This is a genomic window from Pseudomonas sp. NPDC088429 (assembly GCF_044753305.1).
In the GTDB taxonomy this organism is placed as follows: domain Bacteria; phylum Pseudomonadota; class Gammaproteobacteria; order Pseudomonadales; family Pseudomonadaceae; genus Aquipseudomonas; species Aquipseudomonas rustica.
This window is the reverse complement of sequence record NZ_JBIVMX010000006.1, coordinates 121,700-141,267: the sequence shown is the minus strand read 5'-3', so window position 1 is coordinate 141,267 and position 19,568 is coordinate 121,700. Positions and strand designations below refer to the sequence as shown.

General features: G+C 54.6%; 14 protein-coding genes and 1 pseudogene. All 15 read right to left on the bottom strand.

All coding sequences use genetic code 11. The features are described 5' to 3' along the window. Position 1: 1 nt before the first annotated feature. The gene (locus tag ACIP66_RS06330; protein WP_177408803.1) at positions 2 to 1,957 is read right to left on the bottom strand and encodes a hypothetical protein; all 1,956 of its coding nucleotides are present in this window, start codon (positions 1,955 to 1,957) and stop codon (positions 2 to 4) included. After that, positions 1,951 to 5,415 (bottom strand): DEAD/DEAH box helicase, encoded by a 3,465-nt coding sequence (locus ACIP66_RS06325; RefSeq protein ID WP_400646379.1) that lies wholly within the window; start codon positions 5,413 to 5,415, stop codon positions 1,951 to 1,953. The genes ACIP66_RS06330 and ACIP66_RS06325 overlap by 7 nt, the downstream gene beginning before the upstream one ends. Further along, the gene (locus tag ACIP66_RS06320; RefSeq protein WP_400646377.1) at positions 5,412 to 6,755 is read right to left on the bottom strand and encodes a serine/threonine protein kinase; all 1,344 of its coding nucleotides are present in this window, start codon (positions 6,753 to 6,755) and stop codon (positions 5,412 to 5,414) included. The genes ACIP66_RS06325 and ACIP66_RS06320 overlap by 4 nt, the downstream gene beginning before the upstream one ends. After that, positions 6,748 to 7,467, bottom strand: a complete 720-nt coding sequence (locus ACIP66_RS06315) for a PP2C family serine/threonine-protein phosphatase (RefSeq protein ID WP_048377043.1) — start codon at positions 7,465 to 7,467, stop codon at positions 6,748 to 6,750. The genes ACIP66_RS06320 and ACIP66_RS06315 overlap by 8 nt, the downstream gene beginning before the upstream one ends. Beyond that, positions 7,464 to 7,934 carry a VWA domain-containing protein gene (locus ACIP66_RS06310; RefSeq protein WP_048377044.1) on the bottom strand — a complete coding sequence of 157 codons (471 nt, stop codon included), beginning with the start codon at positions 7,932 to 7,934 and terminating at the stop codon, positions 7,464 to 7,466. Before ACIP66_RS06310 ends, ACIP66_RS06315 begins: the two co-directional genes overlap by 4 nt. Next, a complete protein-coding gene (locus ACIP66_RS06305; protein ID WP_177408802.1) occupies positions 7,931 to 9,724 on the bottom strand; it encodes a Card1-like endonuclease domain-containing protein in 1,794 nt (597 codons plus the stop codon). The genes ACIP66_RS06310 and ACIP66_RS06305 overlap by 4 nt, the downstream gene beginning before the upstream one ends. Further along, positions 9,721 to 12,486, bottom strand: a complete 2,766-nt coding sequence (locus tag ACIP66_RS06300; protein WP_095057980.1) for an FtsK/SpoIIIE domain-containing protein — start codon at positions 12,484 to 12,486, stop codon at positions 9,721 to 9,723. The genes ACIP66_RS06305 and ACIP66_RS06300 overlap by 4 nt, the downstream gene beginning before the upstream one ends. Continuing rightward, positions 12,483 to 12,713, bottom strand: coding sequence for a hypothetical protein (locus tag ACIP66_RS06295; protein ID WP_048377735.1), 231 nt, complete (start codon positions 12,711 to 12,713; stop codon positions 12,483 to 12,485). The genes ACIP66_RS06300 and ACIP66_RS06295 overlap by 4 nt, the downstream gene beginning before the upstream one ends. Then, positions 12,706 to 13,047: a hypothetical protein gene (locus ACIP66_RS06290; protein WP_400646373.1), complete on the bottom strand. Its 342-nt coding sequence runs from the start codon at positions 13,045 to 13,047 to the stop codon at positions 12,706 to 12,708. The genes ACIP66_RS06295 and ACIP66_RS06290 overlap by 8 nt, the downstream gene beginning before the upstream one ends. Continuing rightward, positions 13,044 to 14,354 (bottom strand): hypothetical protein, encoded by a 1,311-nt coding sequence (locus ACIP66_RS06285; RefSeq protein ID WP_095057978.1) that lies wholly within the window; start codon positions 14,352 to 14,354, stop codon positions 13,044 to 13,046. The genes ACIP66_RS06290 and ACIP66_RS06285 overlap by 4 nt, the downstream gene beginning before the upstream one ends. 16 nt (positions 14,355 to 14,370) lie before the next feature. Next, positions 14,371 to 14,640: a WXG100 family type VII secretion target gene (locus tag ACIP66_RS06280; protein ID WP_048377498.1), complete on the bottom strand. Its 270-nt coding sequence runs from the start codon at positions 14,638 to 14,640 to the stop codon at positions 14,371 to 14,373. Further along, positions 14,640 to 15,377: a VWA domain-containing protein gene (locus ACIP66_RS06275; protein WP_095057977.1), complete on the bottom strand. Its 738-nt coding sequence runs from the start codon at positions 15,375 to 15,377 to the stop codon at positions 14,640 to 14,642. The genes ACIP66_RS06280 and ACIP66_RS06275 overlap by 1 nt, the downstream gene beginning before the upstream one ends. A gap of 185 nt (positions 15,378 to 15,562) precedes the next feature. Continuing rightward, complete coding sequence (locus ACIP66_RS06270; protein WP_048377502.1) at positions 15,563 to 16,573, bottom strand: YafY family protein; 1,011 nt, start codon at positions 16,571 to 16,573, stop codon at positions 15,563 to 15,565. An 874-nt stretch (positions 16,574 to 17,447) separates the two neighbouring features. Beyond that, a pseudogene (locus ACIP66_RS06265) lies at positions 17,448 to 18,902 on the bottom strand (tyrosine-type recombinase/integrase). Positions 18,903 to 19,170: 268 nt separating this feature from the next. Continuing rightward, positions 19,171 to 19,449 carry a hypothetical protein gene (locus tag ACIP66_RS06260; RefSeq protein ID WP_400646369.1) on the bottom strand — a complete coding sequence of 93 codons (279 nt, stop codon included), beginning with the start codon at positions 19,447 to 19,449 and terminating at the stop codon, positions 19,171 to 19,173. Between the last annotated feature and the right edge of the window lie 119 nt (positions 19,450 to 19,568).

Here is a 19,568-nt window from a genome sequence, read left to right as displayed (position 1 = left end):
CCTATACCTCAATGAGTGTTTTGATAGTTTTGTAGGATTCTTTACGGAGCTTTGCGATTTCCGCCTTTGGCAGCGGCAGCGGCTCATTACCGTGCCCTCGCCGGGTAATGACATCCGTCACATCGTCCACAAACGACGGCTGCGAGCCCGCGATTGAGTCGAGGGTGTCGGCATCGGACATAAGCAGAAATGCCAGCACACAGGCCCCGAGCGATTGTCCGGTACCCTGCAGCGTTTGCCGGACAGCTGAAGCTTTGACGGTGCGCAGGCCCTCAGGCAGTTCATTGCAGAAACCGGCGCAGATGGCTCTGCTTCCAGCGGACTCGACAAGCTGCGCATCGTTGACATCCGGCGGTAATTTGCTGGCCAGTGACATCTCGAACACCGATTGCAGCGCTGCATACAGATCGCGAACGAAAGCGAGTGCGTCATCCCCGTCTTTGCAGAACAGAAAGAAGCGTTCTGCATGAATGAGGCGCTCTTTCAAGTTCGTACCGAGGCGGTTGAATGTCTTGAAGCCAAATTCGCTCTGGATACTTGTGCGGCCATCCAGCAGGGAGTCGGCATGGGCATCGCTGTCAGGCGTCGAGACGGCTATGTCGGAAAACAAGATTTCCGGAAGCAGTGCGTGGACCAATTCGCGCATGAAAGGGGCATCCGACAACTCCACGTCCGGTGCGTCAACGCTGCCTTTTCCATGTCCCTTCTCATCGCGCGTTTTCTTGATACGAAATAAATGGCTGATGAGCGTCGGGTGCAAAACCGCGATGCGTTGCAAGGGATGGGATGCATCGGTTTGTGCTTGCAAAATTGCAATGGACAGAAGCGTCTCCAGCTCCGCTTTTCCGTTCTGGAAATCCAGCAGCTTTCCTTCTCGAATTGGCCGCAATCCAAAGTGCGGCAAGGTTAGCCCTACATCATTCGAGGCATTCGCAAGTAGCGCGGAATGTTCTGCTTGCGCGGTGAATCTCAGTCTTGTAATTGCATCCTCAAAGGGGCGTCTGCCGCAAGCGTAGAACAGTGCCCATTCAACTGAGGCGTAAACCTGAGCGATGGAGTGAAAGGCGGCATTCGACTGCAGGCGCAGACTGGAGATGAGTTTCGGGTAGTGCCCCCAATTGATGTCGGTGTCGAACGGCTCTTTGGGCTTTGCTTCCAGGTTTTTTGCGCGCGGATTGCTCAGTGAGACTTTCCACTGTTCCAGCCATTCGCACAGCTTTTCGTCCTGTTCAAGCAAGTGCTCGAATGCTCCTTCGAGGATCAACGAAAATCCAGTGCCAAACGGATCCGCGATGCGGAACTCACCATCGCTTTTCTGTATTGCAATCGGGCAGTCAAGGTAATGCATCTCAGGTTGCTCAACGATCATGACCTTTTGGACGCTGAGCGTTGGTTCGTCCCTCCCGAAGGCCGCCGACCTTCTCTGCATCATCCGCAATATACTGATGACATCTCGCTGAGTGGGTGGGTTGTTTTTGTGGGCATTGTTCCAACGAATCGTTCGAAATTGCCCCTCCTGACCCTGCTTTTTTTGCAATGGATTCGCGTCGTCCAGCCAATGCATGAAAGGGAGGATTTTGCCGGTGACGAGTTCACGAAACAAAAGCGCGGTGACATACACAGGCGTTTTTTCAACATCACTGCCGCCGTTGTCGCGTTCTTGCTCAATGATGGCTTTGGACTCGTCAATGAGAGCCTTGTCCTGCAAACGCAAGAGAATACTTTCGACCAAGTCGATCGGAATGCAGGTTTCATCTGCCAGCGCCTGAGCTTCCATCGCGCCTGATGCATCGAGCAGTTTGAGGATGACATGCTCGAACGGGTTCAGGCTCTCGCCGTCCTCGGATGGTCTGGGCAGGGTTACGCGATAGGTGCTGACGGGCCAGGAAAGATTGCGTGGCCTGCCAATGGTTGCACCGAAGGGGTTTGGTTTACCGTAATCTAGGAGATTCAACATTTCAGCATGACTCCGTGTTCCTGGCAGAGTTTGTGGAAATCAACCAGACCCGGAACAAAATCCGCGGCAAGCTCTCCATTCAGCAAACCTGAATCGCCCACCACAACCAGCAGTTTTTTCTGGCGGCTCATCGAAACATTCAGGCGGTTATAGAGGCAGAGGTGACCAAACAGCGTTCGTGCCTGTTTCTCGCGGTCATCGTCTTCGGGCTTCCAGTGCTGTGGCAATGTCCTCACCGTTGACAGAAAGACGACATCGAATTCCATGCCCTGGAAGGAGTCCACCGTGCCGATACGAATTTTCTTGTCGTTGTCCGCGATCGCGCCGAGTTGCTTGCTGATGAGCTCAGACTGCGCCTTGTAAAACGAAATGACGCCGAACGTCAGATCCTTGCCGGCTTCGCAATCCATCCACTTCTTTAACTGGCGAACGATGACGGTCGCCTCCGCAGGCCGTATCCAACTGGTTCCGCTACGTTGATGCTTGCCTTTGTCGACAGGTACCTCCAGCCAGGCAGCGTGTTTGCCATCCGTGTCAGGGAGATTATGAACAAAATCGCTTGCGGGCCGACCAGAGCCAAATCTCTCCGATGGGGCGAAACGTTCATAGAAGTTACGGCTGATGAAGTCGCCCAGCAGTTCATGCATGCGGTATTGCTTGTCCAGCGTAACGCGGCGGGTAATGCCGTCGTTGTCCTCAAGCGTTTTCAAACGCTCTGAAAACAGATACTGGAACATCGACTTTTTGAGCCAGTCCGACTCTTGCAGCTCTGTTTCGCCTGCCTCCATCTGACGAGCAACTTCGTCGTCAATAATGTGAGGTAATTGACGGTGGTCGCCGACGAGGATAATGCGCTTGCCTTGGGCCATCGGTACCATGAGGTCGCGAGGCGAGACACGCGCGGCCTCATCGACAATCACATACTCGTATTCCATCCTTTGCTGGTTCTGATTGGCATCACCCCCTTTGATGCCTTTCTGGATCTGCATCCCTCGATTCACGCTTTGCTGGCAGGTGGCAGCGAACGCGAAACTGTACTCAGACACCGCGTTCAACATAGCGAAAGGGTTGCTTTCAAGTTCGGCCAGAAACTCGGCAAGCGCGACAGACTTCTTGTCCCTGGCGGAGTGACCTGCAGCCTTGATGCGTTCGATAGCGCGCATTGCCAGCGTTACGACTTCATCGTTTTGCTTCTCTACACGAAAGACCGGAGGAGCGGTGAAACGGGCAAGAAGTGTCTTCTTCAGTACCGTCAACTCCTTCAGGAATGACGGGGGCCCATCTTCGTTGCGCCACAGGCTGGCGTTGTCCAGTAAATCGCGGTCCTTCTTTTCAAGTAGCTCATGCAGATCATTCAGTGCATCAGCCGCTCGCTCAGCCCCGTCATCTGCGAAGCTTTGCGCATGACAACGCAGACGACGCACGGCGCCGAGCAACTGGTTGGTGTCGTCATTGAGCTTTTCTTCAAGGCACATCTTGTTTTTGAGATTTACGGCACGTCGCGCGTACTCTTCACCGATAATCGCTACGCCAAGTGATGCGATTTCCCCGGCGAGACGCGCGCCCAGCGCGCGCGTCGGGGTCTGAATGTATTGCAGGCACAGATGCTTGATTTCCATTTCCTGCTCAATGTCGGCAATCCGCGGATTTCGCTCGCGCAATTCAGTCGCGAGTGTTGCGCACCATTCGTCCAGCCGCTTCTCAAAGAGGCTGGAGCCGTCTACCTGCGTGTTGGAGCGCTTGCCAAACTTCGGAACGGGAATACTGTTGAGCGACAATCGCTCAATCATGTTTTCGACCGCATCATGCTGGAAACCTGTCAGCAGAACCTGGCCTTTGACGTTCGCGCCACGCTTATCTGCCATCTCGTTCAGCCGTTCGAGAATCGCCGCGATGACTGTGGTCTTGCCCGTGCCGGGTGGGCCCTGGATAAGTGCAATATCCGGTGTTTCCAATGCGTACTTGATCGCGTCCAGCTGTTTCTCCGTCGGCTGATTTTTGAACACTTTATTACGAACAAATGCTGTCAGTGGCGCGATTTCCGGTGGCTTGCGTGTTGGTGCGATTGTCGCTTTTTCTTCAATCAGCAGCCCAAGCTGGGGGTTGGCTGCGCGGCCTTCCAGGATCGAGCGGCGAGCGGATAACCGGCGCTTGATCTGAGCAATTTCGCCTGCCAACGAAAGAATGAGCGTGCCTGATTCCCCCGGCAATGTTTCAGCCTTGAGCGTGAGCGTCCTTGATTCCTTGTCAAAATCAGATACCTCGAAATTCGTCTTCACCTTCACCTTCGCCTTCGCGTCTTGTCGCTCATTGCGTTGGGCAGGTTTTTCGTTCTCCATGGCTCGTTCGATTCCGCTCGCGAAATCCTTGAAACGCAGGGATTCGTCTCTCAGGTAATCGGGTAGTTCGTCAATCATCTTGACTTCGGGCACCACCCCCCCTGCCAATGCACTCAAGGCAGCATCGCTGGCTTGGGAAATACGAACAGAAACTGTTCCATCTCGTTTTGGAGCCATATTGGAAAACTGCAAGGCACCGACGACCCGGGCTCTTTTGAGCAGTAACTCGCCTTCCAGATCACCAAACTCGTCCCATTTTTTCAGATAACTGACATCGTCCTGGGTCAGCGCGGTCAGTTGTGCTTGTGCGAGGATTCGAATCTGGCCGGCCTGCGTCCAGTCAGTAAAGCGCAGTGTGCCCTTCACCAAGCGCAATGCACGATCGGTTCGACGTCTGATTTCGGTCAGGCGTGAGGTCATGAAGATGGATTTGCCCTCTGGCAACGAGGTCTCAGTGGCGACAAAGCGAATGCCCGCGCCGGTGATGCAGAAGGAGTTGTTGCGGGTCGGCCGTATGTTTGCGGTGTGCGTTACATTGTTAGGAACCGCATTCGACTCGGCATCAATTGCCGTTTCCTGGGTTTCGGTTCCGTCGTCATGGTCTTCAGCCTGCTTTCGGGCTTTTTCTGGCGTCAATGCTTCATCAATTGCCGGGCCGGCAGTCAGAAAGAAGAATTCGCTCTCGTCTTGTCGGAAACAGCAATGTTCAACAAGCCGCTCGTAAAGACGCGTTCCCTTTAGTTCACCCCTGCGAGGCTCAATCTTCGAAATCTTGATTTCCACATGTTCGTCCACGCCGATTTCGACTTCACCCATCTCAAGGCACTCGCCCGTGAAGAAGGCGATTTGCAGTTCCATGCTGCCGTCAGCTGCGAAATTGACCAGTTGAGCAAGCATGGCGCGACCGCTGGCGAGTTCTGCGTTGAGGCGACGGGTGTCAATGGCATGCACGGTTCGAACGCAGATAAGCGCCTGTTTGAGGCGAAGTTCAAATTCCTCGGGTCGCAACGGACTGCTCTCAATCGAAAAGACAGGTTGCTCTGGCAAGGTATCCGTTGTGTTGTCAGTCCGCTTGATGCGGATGGTGAAGATATCGGCCGGGATTTCTTGAAAATTCATTTCGTTCCTCCTACAAACTCGAAAGCCAGCGTGTCGGGGAACGTCTTCGTGCCTCGTGCGGGGAATGCGGTTTTCGCTTTAAAGTCCAGAACTGCTTCGTATTCTTGCGCGTCGTCATGCTCGAATGAAAACGGGTGAAAAAGCCGGTTTGGGAGCGCGAACTCTGTGGCACTGCCGGGAATCACCATATTCCCGCGCGGAGTTATGGCGCGGATGAAGGAAGCGCGTGCGACATGGCAGTAAGGGCATTGAGTATGGTCATCGACAAAGTAGCTCATGCTGCACGCATGGCATTGCAGCGATAGGTCGAATGCCTTCTTCAATTCCAGTGCCCAGAACGCCATCGCCGGACGGCGGTGCGGCTGCTCTTTTCCGCCGCAGAAAGTTTCCTGGAAAAGCCGGCGCAGACCCGGCGTCGTTACCAACACGCGGGGCAGGCCACCAACGCCCTGGTTTGAATCGTCATCGTCGTCATCAATAAAAGGCAAATAACCGGCGTAGGCCTTCTCGTCCAAATCGGCGGGGGAGGCGTCTGCAACCGGCTCGGTGTCCCAGCCACCTTCGTCTTCGTCTGGCTCCAGCACTTTCTTGCCGATAAATGGGTGGCACAGAGCTAATGTCTTGAATGCCATCACTGTAAAGGCCCAGCAATCCGAGCGCGGGCGCGAGGAGTCAGTTTCACGCACCACTTCTGGCGCGCCGTAGCCTGGCGTATAGACAGAAGTGCCGCCGTCGGGCATTTCAAAGCGCATATTGTCGGCGTCAATGAGCCAGACATCGCTTAAGCCGTCTGCGATAAACGCATTGTTCGTCGAAATGTCGCCATACACTAACCCTGCGCTGTGGAGGCGGGCGAGGATGGATGCGCATTTGGAGAGAGCGAACAAGCGGCGGCGGGTTGAGCCCGTTTTGGCATAATGCAAGAGCCGCAACGCCATCTCTTTGTCCGTAATTTTTGCAAGCCACTCGGGGAGTACAGGATTGCAATCTTCCTGCGGCTTCTTCGTCCTGCCATCGTGTTCGAGAACGCCAAACGGTTGCATCCCGTTCAAAAGGCGCATCACATAACCCGGCTCGTCGCGCAGAATGGCTAGCGGCAGGGAAACAGGAATGCGCGAAGGCATGGGCAGCAGGCGGATGTTCTTGAAGCGTTCAAGCAGGTTGGCATCTTTGTCCAGGCCGCCCGATTTATCGATTGGCTGCTTGATCGCCAAATCAGCATCCCTGGTGCGAAACACTACGCCCTGTCCGCCTCTGGCGAGCTCTTCGGCCAGGTAGTGCTGATTGCCGTATTCATCGCAAAGCGGCTTTGAATGCTTCAGTTCTTCGGATTTATCCATTCGTGATCTCCTCGCGGCAAAGGCAGGCGATAGTCTTGTCGTCGCTGTGCTTTGGCGTCGGCCAGTTTTCGAGCATCTCGTGGATACGTCGGTTGGCGCTTATGGCGGCAAGGGGCCGGTGTGCTTCGATAACGCCCCTCACGAACCCGTCGACATCCTCCAGATCGTCCGCCACGCCATCGGTGCAGAGCAGGATGGCCGCGCAGTCTTCCTCTGGCAGCGATGCATGCCGCCAGTCTTTCGCGCAAACATTCGGCGAGAGTGCAGCAGTGATGTTTGAAAAACCCTGTGATTTATCCTCGGACAGAGACACGACAGAGCCATTGGATCTGACTGCGGCAACCAGGCCATCGCCGAGCATTCCCAGGTGGATTACGCCATTTCCAAGCCGGAACGCGAACAGGCAAGTGGCTGCGCAATCGCGTGGTGCAAGTGGCCTGACAAGGGTTAACCAATTGGATGTGATGCGCTGGAACAGGAGGTCGTGGTCCATTTCAGATTTGTCACGACAGGCGCGAGCCGCATACTTCACTGCCAGACAGGCGGCATCGCTTCCGAAGTTGGAAAACGGCTTTGAGCCGAGACCGTCGGAAACAACAATGCCGTCCCCCCATGCGTGGTGGAACGATCCCCATGCGTCCTGGTTGGTGGTACCTGTAACTACATGCCCTGGGCCTTGGACACTTGCGCCAAAACTCTTCCAAAGCGTCATGCTGAATTGGCTTCCAGCCAACCGTCCAGTACGGCGAATAAATCTTCAGCTGCAAAAACATCCGGCCCTTTGAGTTGTGGATTGGCATCGGCGCCCGTTTTGACAATGCGCAGTGCATCCGGCGGCAGGAACTCCTTCCATTGCTTGAATAACCTCGCATCGGCCCGCGACCAAAACCCATCAGAAAACAGCAAAACCTTGCCGTCGGGCTGTTCCCCAAGCAACTGAATCAAGGCCTTCCAATTTGAAGTTCCTTGGCAATCGAGCAGTTGTGCCGGGTACTCTTGCTTTTCGCTCCAATCAGGGACGAGGCATGCTTCGGATGCCCACGCGCACAACCTGATTTGTGCGTTTCCATATCCCAAGCGCACCCATTGGGCGATAGCCATGACGGTTGTTCTCATGATGAACGGCTTGCCCCCGTCCCTCATGCTGCCGGAGGTATCACAAACCAGGTAGAGCCTCATAGGGACTCCCCGATTGATTTGGTGCGTGCTTCGATGCCATTCATCAACGCACGCAACTGTTCGGAAAATGCTCCTGCGCAACAGAGCGTCAATCGTGCGTCCTTGATTTTTTTTCGAACCGACTCCGAATTTGGTGAGAAGCAGCAAGCGACAATGCCACGGCCCTCGACGCCACCGTAGAAACGAACCAGGTTCTGCAACTTCATGACTTGCTCCTGCGTTACATTTCCTGCCTTGCATTCCACGATGTAGAGAGAGTGGCCATCCGTGAACGTGACATCGAGTTCGTTATGCTGGGCATCCCCAGTGGATGATCCTGCCTGGCTTTCACCATCAAGTTGCAGCGTGAGATTGATACGCAAATCTTTGATGATTCCCCTGTCTTCGTATGGTTTGCATTGCAAATATACGTATTCCTCAAACCATCCGCCGGAAAGGTATTTTGCGAAATCAACCCAATTCTTGAAACGCAGATCCAGTCCGTAGCCAACGACCGATGCGACATTGTCTTGTCCAAACTCGAAAAGGAAGCCGTTGCATTCAACGGAGAACGGCGTGAGTTCTGCTCCTCTTTTGCGCAGCTTTTCGTGGTTGTTATTGAGTTCGCATAGTTTTTTGTAGCAACTTGCGATCTTGCTTCGATACTTCCAGAGCGTTTCGGTCAGACGGCGGCGATTTGACGATATCCCTTCCATCGCGCCAGTCGTCGATAACTTCAGCCCATCCCCATTGAGGAGCAAAAATGCTTCGACCGAATCAATGGGTCTAATGGCTTCGCGGCGAAGACTGTCCACAAACGTCACGCGCTGATTGCGACTGTCAAAGTAAAAGGGAACAGCGCCCAGCGCCCGGGCTGCCGAGAGCGCACCGGCAAACATCAATTTTGTTCCGCCAGTCAGGTTGACGCCAATTCGCGCGTTTGCCGGCAGGCTCCTGGCATGACCGATGATTTTTTCATGAGCGTCGTGGGCATCCCAGGGATCAACGGCGAGTTCCTCCAGGTTTCCATCGTGAATGAATGCCTGCATGCAGGCTGCGGGGAAATCATTCGAGTTCACGAAAATATGCCGGGTTGATGAAAACTGCCTGATGCCTAGCAACGCCGGCATGCGCTGCTCGCCAAACAGATGGTATGTCACATCAAATCCGTCTACCGCGTTGCGTGTCGCTCTCTGGCTTGCACCATGCCGTTCAAGCCATTCCACGGGTAAGGTGATGGCTTCGGGTGGTTTTCCAACAACAGGTGATACGAGGAGTCTCTTTTTGAGATTCGGATGTCCTAGTGCCGCCAAGGCCCAGACAAAGGCCATCACAGGGGTACCAGGGCTCAAATAGAGCGTGACAAGCTTCTCGCCGGCCGCTTTTGCAACAGAATCCAGAGCCCGCATAGCGCAAGCGTAGATCCCCTCACTGTCGTTGAGTTCGCGTAGTTTTTCGCTCTTGAAGCTGATTTTCGGACTACTGCCGGCAGTATGAAACTTGCCGTTTAACCAGCGGACGAAATGTTCGTGCGCTGCTGCAGTATTGGCGAATCTGGAAACGAAATCGCTGGTCGACTTCCAGTCTTTTTGCTGATTCGAGTCATGGATTGATGCTAACGCTACGTTGAAGGCGCCCTGGGTCTCCAGACTCTGTCTATCTGTCTCGTCCGACCGTGTGTAGCAGAGAACAACGACATCAGAATAGTCCTGCGCAGCGAGTGCCGCGGCGATTGGGCCGTCTGTGCTTTCAAAGCCTAACGATGCGCGAAAATCCGTGATGCCATACCAAGTGAGCAGAAACTTTTTCATTGAGAGTTCTTTTGAATGTAGGGCCGGAACCATGCGATTTCGTTTGTCATTCTGTTGACGAAAACGGCGCGATTTGGCTTTTCGATGCCTTTGAACTTGCCAATACCACCACTCACGAGTGATCCCCCATCGTCCTCGTTCATGCAATACGCCACGCGTAACTCGAAAGATGCGAAGAGATCCTTGCAAGCACCAGCGCAGCGTTGCCAACGGTCAACGAATGCAAATACGAATATCCCCTTGCGTGGTCCTTCTTCAGCCAGGCGCTTCAGCAGGTCAGCGGGTGAAGGGGGGTCACCAGGTTTGGGGGCTCTGAATGCGGATGACGGATGAAGTGCTTTCTCGGCGTCGAGACCATCGATGATCAACGCGACGCGGCGCGTCCCGATACCGTCGGCTATCGCCTGCAGTGGTAGCGCGGCAATGTCGTCAAACATCTTTAGACGTGCGCCGAGCGCCTGCGCTGCGGCGGAAAATCCACCGCCTGGTGCAACGCCACGCCCATTGAAATAGACAATCTCATCGAAGCTGTCTTGGAACGTAATGCTGCAAAGCGTAGCGGCCAACAACCCGTCGTGAATTTGGTCGTTGTAGCCGCTGAACAGGACATTGAACGCTGAGCGTCGGGTGAGCGGGATCGTCAGCCTTTGGGCATCGAATGTCAGCCGCTCACCTAAAAGCAGGGTGTCGTCTTGTCCGCAAATCGTTTGATATTCACTGGATGAAGGCAGCTGCGGCAGATTGGCTCCGCTGAAAATTCGCGTCTTGCCGGCCATGCCATGCTGTGTCGCATATCCCGCCAATGTTGCAATGTGTTCGCGGCAGAGTGTGTTTTCTGCCAGTGGAATCAGCAGCTTTACATTGCCGGATTTCGCACCGTTGGCATTATTGATGATGCCCTCGGGAGGGCTCTTGAGTTCAGCCGCCGCCCAGTTGTTTGCACCGAGGATCATCGCGGAATCTTCCTGACCGCACGCCAGCGCGATACGGCATCCCAGTTGGGTAATTATGCTTGCGATTGACAGTGCATTAATGCCTTTCAGGGTTTGCGTCGCAAGCAGGATGTGGATGCCGAATGAGCGGCCCTGTTTTAACAACTGTGAGAGCAGTTGTTCTGCCGCCTCTGCGACCTGGCGCTGCCCTGCAAAGAGAACCTGGAACTCATCTACGACCAAAAGAATCCGTGGTAGTCGCTCGCTGCTCGCCGCGCGGTATTCAGCAAAATCACGAACTTCCGCTTTCTTGAAAATACGCGCTCGTTCTTCCAGCTCATCCACGAGATGCCTCAGCACCGTTACGCCGTATTCGGGATCGCTTTCCGTGGCGACCAAACGGGCGTGAGGAAGTGGTGGGTCTGCATAGATATTGAATTCCGTAGATTCTTTGTAATCCAGCAAGTAGAGATCAACTTCTGCCGGCGAGTATTTCTCGCACAGCGTTTGAATCAGCACATGGAGCAGGTTGGACTTGCCAGAGCCCGTTTTACCTGCAAGCAGTGCGTGATGCTCGGAGGTCGTTGCACCCAGGATCAGTGGCACCTGCTCACCGACGGACGTCCATCCGATTGGAATACTGAAGCCGCTGCGGGTGGTCGCGCCTTTCCCGAAATTCGTCCAGAGGTCAGGCATTGATTTGCGCAAGCGTGCCGTCGCGGCGTAATGCTCGGCAACCGTGGAGATGAATCCGGCCAAAAAGTCTTGCGCGAGCCATTGTTCTGGCTGGTAGGTCAACGACAGCCCGTTGCATCCGTAGTCAGCACCACGCAACAGTGCGTCAGTGCCCATGGTCGATGTTTCCAGCGTGGTGCGAAATTTTTCATATCGCCGGTCTTCCATGCGATGCCCGTCAATCGCGAGGATGGGCAGTACACCGCAGCGTGGACCGTTCACGCAGAGCCGCTCAAGGAACCAGAGGCTCTTGTCCGAAAGTTGTTCTGGAGCGTCAAAAAGCAATACGACCTTGTAACGCAGGGGATTGTCGACGTTGTGCGCGTTGTACTCTAACCAGTTGGGTGACTGGTCGGTGAACCGATGTTGAATCAGCTCCTCGACCTCGTCTTGCAGTTTGCCAAGGGCTGCTTCGATTTCGTCTGCGCGAGTCAGCACGCGTTGTTGCGGCACCAATTGCGGCACTTTCAGAAGCGGCAGAAACGGTCCGATCGATTGTCCCAATTGCAGAGGGTCAATGAGCGTTAACTCCAACCGGCCCGGCGGCAGGGCTGACAGTAACCGTAACAGGAGTTGATGTATCAAGTGCTTGTGTGCTGCGTTGTCCTCCGATAGGACAAGGGCGCGTGCGAGGGGGAATGTAGGGGTGTGCGGGACAACGCAGGAGAGTTCCTCAAAGGCAACTCGATGCGAACCAAACGATAGATGTGTCGGAATATCCGATGCCATCAAAGGGCAATTTGGCCCGAAATCCACAAACGCGGGCTGTTGTCGGCGAAGCTGAAAACCCCAACGTCCGGTTTCAGCGGCGATTTTTTCCCATTCTCGAGCGAAGGTCGATTGCCAATTCAATGTCCTCTTTTCCCGGTTGCCGCTCGCTTGCTTGCTTTCGTACGCGAGGTGCTGCATTGCCTCTTCGTTCAATTTGCTTCGATGGTTCGCTGCATCGCCAGACAAGTCCAGAATCGATTGTTCTATCCGGTGGGAGAGGGCATCGAACTCGCGGTCAATGCGCGCCAGACCCTCTTGATAATCAGCGACAGCTTTATTTATCGCGGTCATCGTAGTTTTGGACAATCGCTGAGTTCCATTCATTTTTCATTCCCAGGATTTGTGCTCTGGATGAGTCGCGCGCTCTCCAGGGTCTTATCAAGATTGAGTGCCTGGCGCTGGAATTCCTCATTGAAAATGCGCAGCGAATCGATTTCCTTGAGAATCGGCTCGAGCACCTCGGTGGAAATGGAAAGACCAAATGAATCGTGTGCTGCTTCGCGAAAGTTTTCGGCGCACAAAATCGCCATTCCAAAAACATCGTCAAACATCGATCTCTTCCTCCGCCGTATCACCATCAATAGGAAGCTCGAGTACAGAGTCGTCAGCGGTGATGGAAGGAAAAATCGAGGAGCAAACTTCGCCTGGCAATAGATAGTTGGATTTAAACTCAGGATTCATGCTCCTGACTCGAGTCAGAAACGCTCGCCAATCTTCCTCGGACAAATCGATCGACTGACAGTGCGCCGTCAATTCCAATAATTGCTCCGTGGCCGCATCCACGCCGTCCATATCCCCGGCGTTGACCGCTTGTTGAAGTCTTTCAATCTCCGTCCGGACTTGGGCGAGAGTGTCTGGACTGATAATTGCGAATCGCACTTTCATGGCTGCTCCTCCTCGTTTGGGCGGATGAAATCAAGGCAGGACTTATCTATTTCGTTCTTACTGGGCAACATTCCCACCATCGGCGAACCTGCTTCGCGCAAGGTATCGCGCAATTCTTTCTGCTTCTCTGGTGAAAGGTCCTGGATATCTCGCGAGCAAAGCGTGCATTGCGCATCCGCCTGCTTGTGTCCTTGGGACTGGAAAACCATGTGATCCATCTGCGAATAGAGGTACTGCGCCTTCCCGCATTTCACCTCGAACGCCATCGAGCCTCCCACAGGAGCTCCCATGCCCTCGCCACGTCCCAAAATGATCGGGACTCGTAAGTCGGTTATCAGTAGATCTGTTTTTGTGTAGCGTCCATCGTCGCCAACGAACGTGCGACCTTGTGTCTCGATTCGTCCGCCCAGAGGTGCAAGTGCGTGCCGCGCTATTTGCTCCCCAAATTCACCACTCAGATGTATACGAGCCTTGCGTGCGACGATGTTGCGCTCGGCGTCGCCCTTCGCGTCTGCCCATTGGCCGCGATAGCGGTCAACCAGTTTCCGATACCCAGGGTTGCGGTCGTATAGATAGTCCTGAAGCATCCGTTGATGTTCTGACGACAGGTTCATCCGGTCTCGCAATATGTCCGGTGTGATGGGGCCGCCCTGTTGAGTGGGGTCCCATTTCAGCCAGGCATGAAACTGTCCAGCGGACGGATTCGTCGCCAAGTATGCATTCAGTGCCTGTTGTGCGGCAGTCAACCGAGCAGTGCCAACTTCAACAGCCCGGCCGACAGATGCCAGCCGTGCATTGCATTCCTGTTGAGCCTGTACCAGCGTTTGTTCCGCCATCGCTTGCGCCTGTCTCGCGAGTTCCAGGCGCTGTTCCATCGCTTGACGATTTTCCGTGGCTAGCTCGAAATCTGCTTTTGCTTGTTCCAGCATGCCTTGAGCCTGCTCGACATCGGCTTCGAAGTCAGCAACGCAAGCGTACTCATCGGAGCAGTCGGGATGAGTTTCATCATCATCACTCGGTTGAGAAAGGCAGGCCGACAGCGAATATTGGGCGGAATCGAGCGCACTTTGACTGCTGGCCAACGCCTCCTGAGCGTCATCAACTTCTTGCTGCACTGCCTGCTCTTGCCGGGTGGCACTGTCCAACAAGCTCTCGCTGTTCTGTGTTTCGTCGCGAGCTTCTTCGGATTTCTGTTCCGCAAAAGCGATCTGTTCGCGGCATGAGGATTCCAGTACCTCGAGTACGGACTGCAATCCGCGCACGAGGTCTTCCAGATTCTCCACTTGTCCAATTGAAACCTGTGCCATTGCGACTCCCGCGCCCCTAGCTTTGCAAGTAATCGCGCAGGCGTGAGGCAAGTGCGTTCAAGTACGGAACCTGCTCTGTCACGTTGGCATCGAACTGATGCAGCTGCTGGAGGAGCGCGTTGTACTCTTCTTCAAACTGCGCTCGTTTATCGTCCTGCCAAGTGTCACCGAGCGAAGCGAATGCACCGTTAAGGCTGCTGACGGCATCGTTGAGTGAATCAGTGAACTGTTGCAACGAATACGCAAAGCGCTCGAGTTCGTCCGGGTCTGCGATTGCCTGTGCCATTACCAATATCCTCCATCTTCATCCGAGGATTTCGGTGTCACCGATTTCACATGCTCCTGCCGAGCGTCGATCGTGGCTGGCTGGATATCAATGACGCTCGCATCAGGCAGGATATTCGGCGTCTGTGACTTTGTGCGAATGGTCACCGACATGGTGACGAACTTGAAGAAATCCCGTAGCTGTTTAGCGTTCTCGGAGTAGAAGAGACCGTTCGCAGTACCTTCAATGAATTTTCCGAGTACAGCCTCGTCTGCACCGGCACCGATGGCCATCGCCATGCGGTCGCATTTTGCGGAGCGTCCATCGTTGACGAACGCATTCAACGGGCCTTCCCAATCGTCGCTCGGCTGCCCATCGGAGACCAACACAACCGTGGGGCGATAGGCGCGTGATGGCACGACATCCTTATCCTCAATCATCGCTTTCGCCATCTTGAGGGCGACACCGAGCGGCGTCATCCCACCCGCTGAAAGGTCCTGCCAACGGATGTCGCCAGCACTGATCAGCGGCTGATGCAGCTCGACTTGTGCACCGAAAGTGATGATCGAAACCCAGATTTCAGTCTCACCGCTCTCTGTGTCCTGGAACACATTGAGCATATCGCGTACAGCATCATTCAAACTGTGGATTTTTCCTTCGCTCTCCATGCTGCCGCTGATATCGAGCAACAGAATTACCGGCACCGGTTTGGCTTTCGGTACCGTGAATTTCGACGGATCGAATGGGGTGTTGCTCATAGACAAGACTCCTTGAGAATTAATGAAATGGGTTGGCTGGTCGCCATGCCGCCACGTTGTTCACTGCCAGGCACCCAGAGAAACAAGTAACGGCAGGATTTCCCGAGGCTTATCCATGGGGATTGCTCAGGTGTAATCCTTGAAGCGTTATCGGATGAGCAACGATGGTGTCCAATGCGGGTCAACTAGGCCTCCCGATAGAGCGTCAGCATCGCGCTCACTCGTTGACGGATTTCCTCGACCCAGACCTGCGGGGCATGGACACGAATGTTGTCGTTCAAGCCGAAGATCCACCACAGCGTTTCGCGATCCAGTGGTACCCACGCGTGCAGGCGTTTCCAGGTGTTGGAAGGAATATCGCTGAGCGTCTGTCTGTGACTCAGTGGTGTCTCGTCGAGGAGGAAGGCAATCTGCGGATGAACATCCGCAACCAACTCCACCTGGGTGTCGGTCTGGCGATGGCTGAATATGCCACTCGCGATGTAATCGTCGACATCGAAGCCAGCGTGCAGCACCGCGGGTTCGTCGAGCACGTGCATATGCTGGATACGATGCAGCGCGAATTGACGCAGGTCGTCATAGCCATCCACGGATGCCAGCAAGTAGCTGATGGCATGCCGCGATACCAAACCGGCGGGATGCAAGCGAAACTGCTTGAGTTCGCTTTTGCTTCGGCTCCGATAGGAAACCTCTAGTTGCCTTCGCTCCAGTAAGGCAGCAGACACCTGCGCCCACACCTCGGGAGCAATCGCAGCAGGCAGTAAGGTTTTTCCGTTGGGGATCGCTCGAACCCGTCGCGCCCAATCGGCCAATCCGTTGTGGCCGAGATCACCAAGGAAATTACGCGCTCGTCTGAACTGTGGACCTAGCTGGGCCAAAACAGTCTGGGGCAGCAGGTTGTTCAAATGACTTTCCGAGAGATACAGCGCCAATGCCGTGGAGGCATCCATGTCTTCCAGCTTCAATGGCGCATCACGGGTGAAGCTCCAGCGGAAAGGAACCTCGCTGTCGTTGCACTGTAACGAGAAGGGGATCGACAACCGGTTCAAGTCGCGCTGAATTGAACGCAGGGTCACGGAAAAGCCCCGTTCTCGAAGCTTTTCGAGCAGGGTAGGTGTTGCAATACGCTGCGGCTCGGTGGGGATCAGGCGCAATAATGCGAATAGCCTGAGTAGCGTGTCTTTCGCTTGGGACATGATGACTTCCTTGTTCTGCATCTCAATTGACGAACATCAAGCTGGCGTCGATGCTACTCACTTGGATAGCTATGTGCCATCTATATATGGGTTGCATAAGACCAAAGTCTTTCAGCAGCGGCGTATGGAACTTGAGAATGATCGTGGCCCGGTGCCTTGACTCAAGAGGCCGAAGACGGGGGCCGTTGCCTGTCGCGCTTGAGTTCGCTGTACTCCCGGTAAAATTCGTAGCTTTTCTTCAGCACCACACACAATCCGATGACAGCAAACAGGTTTTTCATAGTCGGCTTCCCCTAGGCTTTTTTGCTCATTTTCCACGATGGAGCGAAAATCTGTGTCGCGACATTCAAGCTTCACTTGTTGAGGATGAGAAATTCATCGAGGCGGGTTCTGAGAACTTCATGACGGCTCGCCTCTCGGCGCTCAAGCGAAGGGTTGCGGCACTCGGGGCAACTCATACATGTGTCTTGGCTGAGCGCTGCCAAATGGCTATGAGGCAGGATAGTTTCCTTCCAAGAGCAGCAAGCACAGACGAGGGTGAACGGACGCGGAGAGACTGGCATAGCGTTATCCTGCTGGTGACCAATAGCGCTAGGTTGCCGAGTGGGTGCGTCAAAGTGTGTCGCTTGGATTGACTTTCAGTGGGTAGATTGTCGGTGCCGACGCCAAATTGGCCTGGTTGCCGAGATTCACTGACCCAGTCTGATTCCTCGCACCGTTACCTCTTCCAGATTAATGCTGATTTTGAGGTGGGTTCGTCTCACATAGCCACGTGGGGCAATTCGGCATTGGCGTCAACAGGCCGGGATCGATCTGAAGAAAACGCTCGGCGATTTCCACGAAACTATAAGGACTCAGCACTAAAGACACCGACTTATGAAGGCGGTAGGGATCCGGTCGCGGTACACGCTGGAAAAGACATCATCGACACGATCGGTGGGTGCTCGTAGGTTGAGGAAAGAACGGCACTGAGTCGATCGCCCAACAGGTTCCAGGCGAGCTTCTTCTCTTAGGCATAATCGTGATGCAGATAGTGGCGTCTCACCCGGGAGCCAGCCAGCACATGGTTTTGACAGCGATCGATAACATCCAAGCTAACGCCCAAGGCCTGCATCATGGTCGCGCCGGTGCGGCGCAGGTCATGCGGCGTCCAGTCACCGTTCTGGCCGTCGGCTAGCACCAGCGTATCGTCATGGCGCCGTCTTGAAAGGGCTTTGCGGTTTTTAAACCGGGCCTGGCGGTCGCCCACCTGCTTGCTCACCACTTTCACGTCCACATGCCCATCATCCTGCTTGTTGGGAAAGCACCACTGTGAATGTCCTGTCAGGGTCTTGAGTTCCTGAAAGAAATGCAGGGCGAAGGGCGAGAGGAAGACATGGTGGTCTTGTTTCTTGCCTCGGGTACCTTTGACGTTTTCACTGGGTAGGAACCAGGTCTGCTGGTCCAGATCGACATTTTTCCATTCGGCTTGTAGCAACTCACCAATCCGGCACAACGTGCCCAGGCTAATCCAGAGCGCGAGCTGCGTTTCCTTCTTTAGCGGTCGAATGCCGTCGTATTTTTGGCCCGCGGGGAGGGCGTCGTAATCGGCGGTCATTTGCTGGAAGCGGTTGTGCAGTTCCAACAGCTCAGCCGGGGAAAGGATGCGGCTTCTTTCCGCTTCGTAGCTGGCAGGGATCAATGGGGAGATGTCGACCAGCTCAGTCGGATCGCCCTCGATCAATAAGGCCCTCCAGGGCTGACGCTTTCTGGCCCAGTTGAACATCTGAGTGAGGTCGGCGAAGAAACTGATGGCTTGCCGGTGAGCGCCGCGGTTGACCACGGCGCGGATCAGCGCCCGAACATCGTGTTCGGAGACGCTGCTCACCGCGGTCTTGCCGAGTGCTGGCAAAAGGTCCTTGTTAAAGCGTCGTTGCAACTCGGCATTGCCGTCTTTCCGCGCCACGCCATCCAACAGCCAGGCCTTGACCAGATCCTGGACGGTCAGCGTTTGCACCTTCGTCGTTTTTACTTGTTCGGCCTCTACGTTAGCAGCGGCGTATGCCTGTGCCTTGGCGGTTTTCTTTTGCTCGTTGGGATTGACCTGCTCATCAATGAGCGCCCTGGCCTGGTTACGCGCCTTGCGGATGTCCGTCAGGGATTTGCGCGGCCAGGTTCCGCAGGCGTACTCTTTGTTCTGGTCGCCCCAGCGATAACGATAGAAAAAGCTGACCGACACACCGTCCTTGCGGGCTGAGATTCGACCGGCCAGATTGCCATCCTCACGGAGGATTCGGCCGGCATCGTTGGGAGTCAGCGACTCGAGTTCTTTGATGGTAATTTTGGCCATGAAACGGACTCCCCCTACTTTTACCCCCACAAAAACGTCGGCTCTTGATGGACGTTACTGGATTCTCGTAGCGCAGAACACCGCTGGAGCTCAAGTAAATACTAGCTTAGAAAAATCCAGAGTAAAATTTTGGAAGCTTTCAAGAAGTATGAAAAAGGAGATGGGGTGCTAGGGGTCGAGTGTTCGAATCACTCCGTCCCGACCATAATTCCTGAGTAAAATCAGACAGGTAAGCCGATTAAATTAATCGGCTTTTTTGTGTCTGTCATTACGGTCTCGGCTCTTTCTTAACGTCCTCAGAATCACTCGACGTCGCAGCATCCTTCGCCGTCTCATGGGATTGCGCGCCAGCATTCCCACCTGATGACTCCTCACCTTTTTTGCTGGCCTTTTCGTCGTTGGCCTTCGAGCTTTTCGACTGATTGACCCCCGGCATGGCGGTCGGCGGGGCTGCGGAGCCGGCCATATTCTGGTCGCTCGCCAAGACGTAAACAGGGCCGGCGACAAGCAGACTAGCGAGCGACAGGGTGGCAATTTTCTTGTTCATGGTCTGAGCCTTCCACGCTGGGGATGTATCGCATTGGAAGGGCGAGGGCGTTAAAGGTGCATCGCGCTGGACGAGCGGTAACCCTTGCCGACCTTATTTCCAGTCTGAAAAAATCCTCA

Coding starts and splice junctions, on each gene's coding strand:
- ACIP66_RS06260 (WP_400646369.1), bottom strand. CDS start 19,449: ATGAACAAGAAAATTGCCACCCTGTCGCTCGCTAGTCTGCTTGTCGCC.
- ACIP66_RS06270 (WP_048377502.1), bottom strand. CDS start 16,573: ATGTCCCAAGCGAAAGACACGCTACTCAGGCTATTCGCATTATTGCGC.
- ACIP66_RS06290 (WP_400646373.1), bottom strand. CDS start 13,047: ATGAAAGTGCGATTCGCAATTATCAGTCCAGACACTCTCGCCCAAGTC.
- ACIP66_RS06330 (WP_177408803.1), bottom strand. CDS start 1,957: ATGTTGAATCTCCTAGATTACGGTAAACCAAACCCCTTCGGTGCAACC.
- ACIP66_RS06280 (WP_048377498.1), bottom strand. CDS start 14,640: ATGGCACAGGCAATCGCAGACCCGGACGAACTCGAGCGCTTTGCGTAT.
- ACIP66_RS06300 (WP_095057980.1), bottom strand. CDS start 12,486: ATGAATGGAACTCAGCGATTGTCCAAAACTACGATGACCGCGATAAAT.
- ACIP66_RS06310 (WP_048377044.1), bottom strand. CDS start 7,934: ATGAGGCTCTACCTGGTTTGTGATACCTCCGGCAGCATGAGGGACGGG.
- ACIP66_RS06315 (WP_048377043.1), bottom strand. CDS start 7,467: ATGACGCTTTGGAAGAGTTTTGGCGCAAGTGTCCAAGGCCCAGGGCAT.
- ACIP66_RS06285 (WP_095057978.1), bottom strand. CDS start 14,354: ATGGCACAGGTTTCAATTGGACAAGTGGAGAATCTGGAAGACCTCGTG.
- ACIP66_RS06320 (WP_400646377.1), bottom strand. CDS start 6,755: ATGGATAAATCCGAAGAACTGAAGCATTCAAAGCCGCTTTGCGATGAA.
- ACIP66_RS06305 (WP_177408802.1), bottom strand. CDS start 9,724: ATGAAAAAGTTTCTGCTCACTTGGTATGGCATCACGGATTTTCGCGCA.
- ACIP66_RS06275 (WP_095057977.1), bottom strand. CDS start 15,377: ATGAGCAACACCCCATTCGATCCGTCGAAATTCACGGTACCGAAAGCC.
- ACIP66_RS06295 (WP_048377735.1), bottom strand. CDS start 12,713: ATGTTTGACGATGTTTTTGGAATGGCGATTTTGTGCGCCGAAAACTTT.
- ACIP66_RS06325 (WP_400646379.1), bottom strand. CDS start 5,415: ATGAATTTTCAAGAAATCCCGGCCGATATCTTCACCATCCGCATCAAG.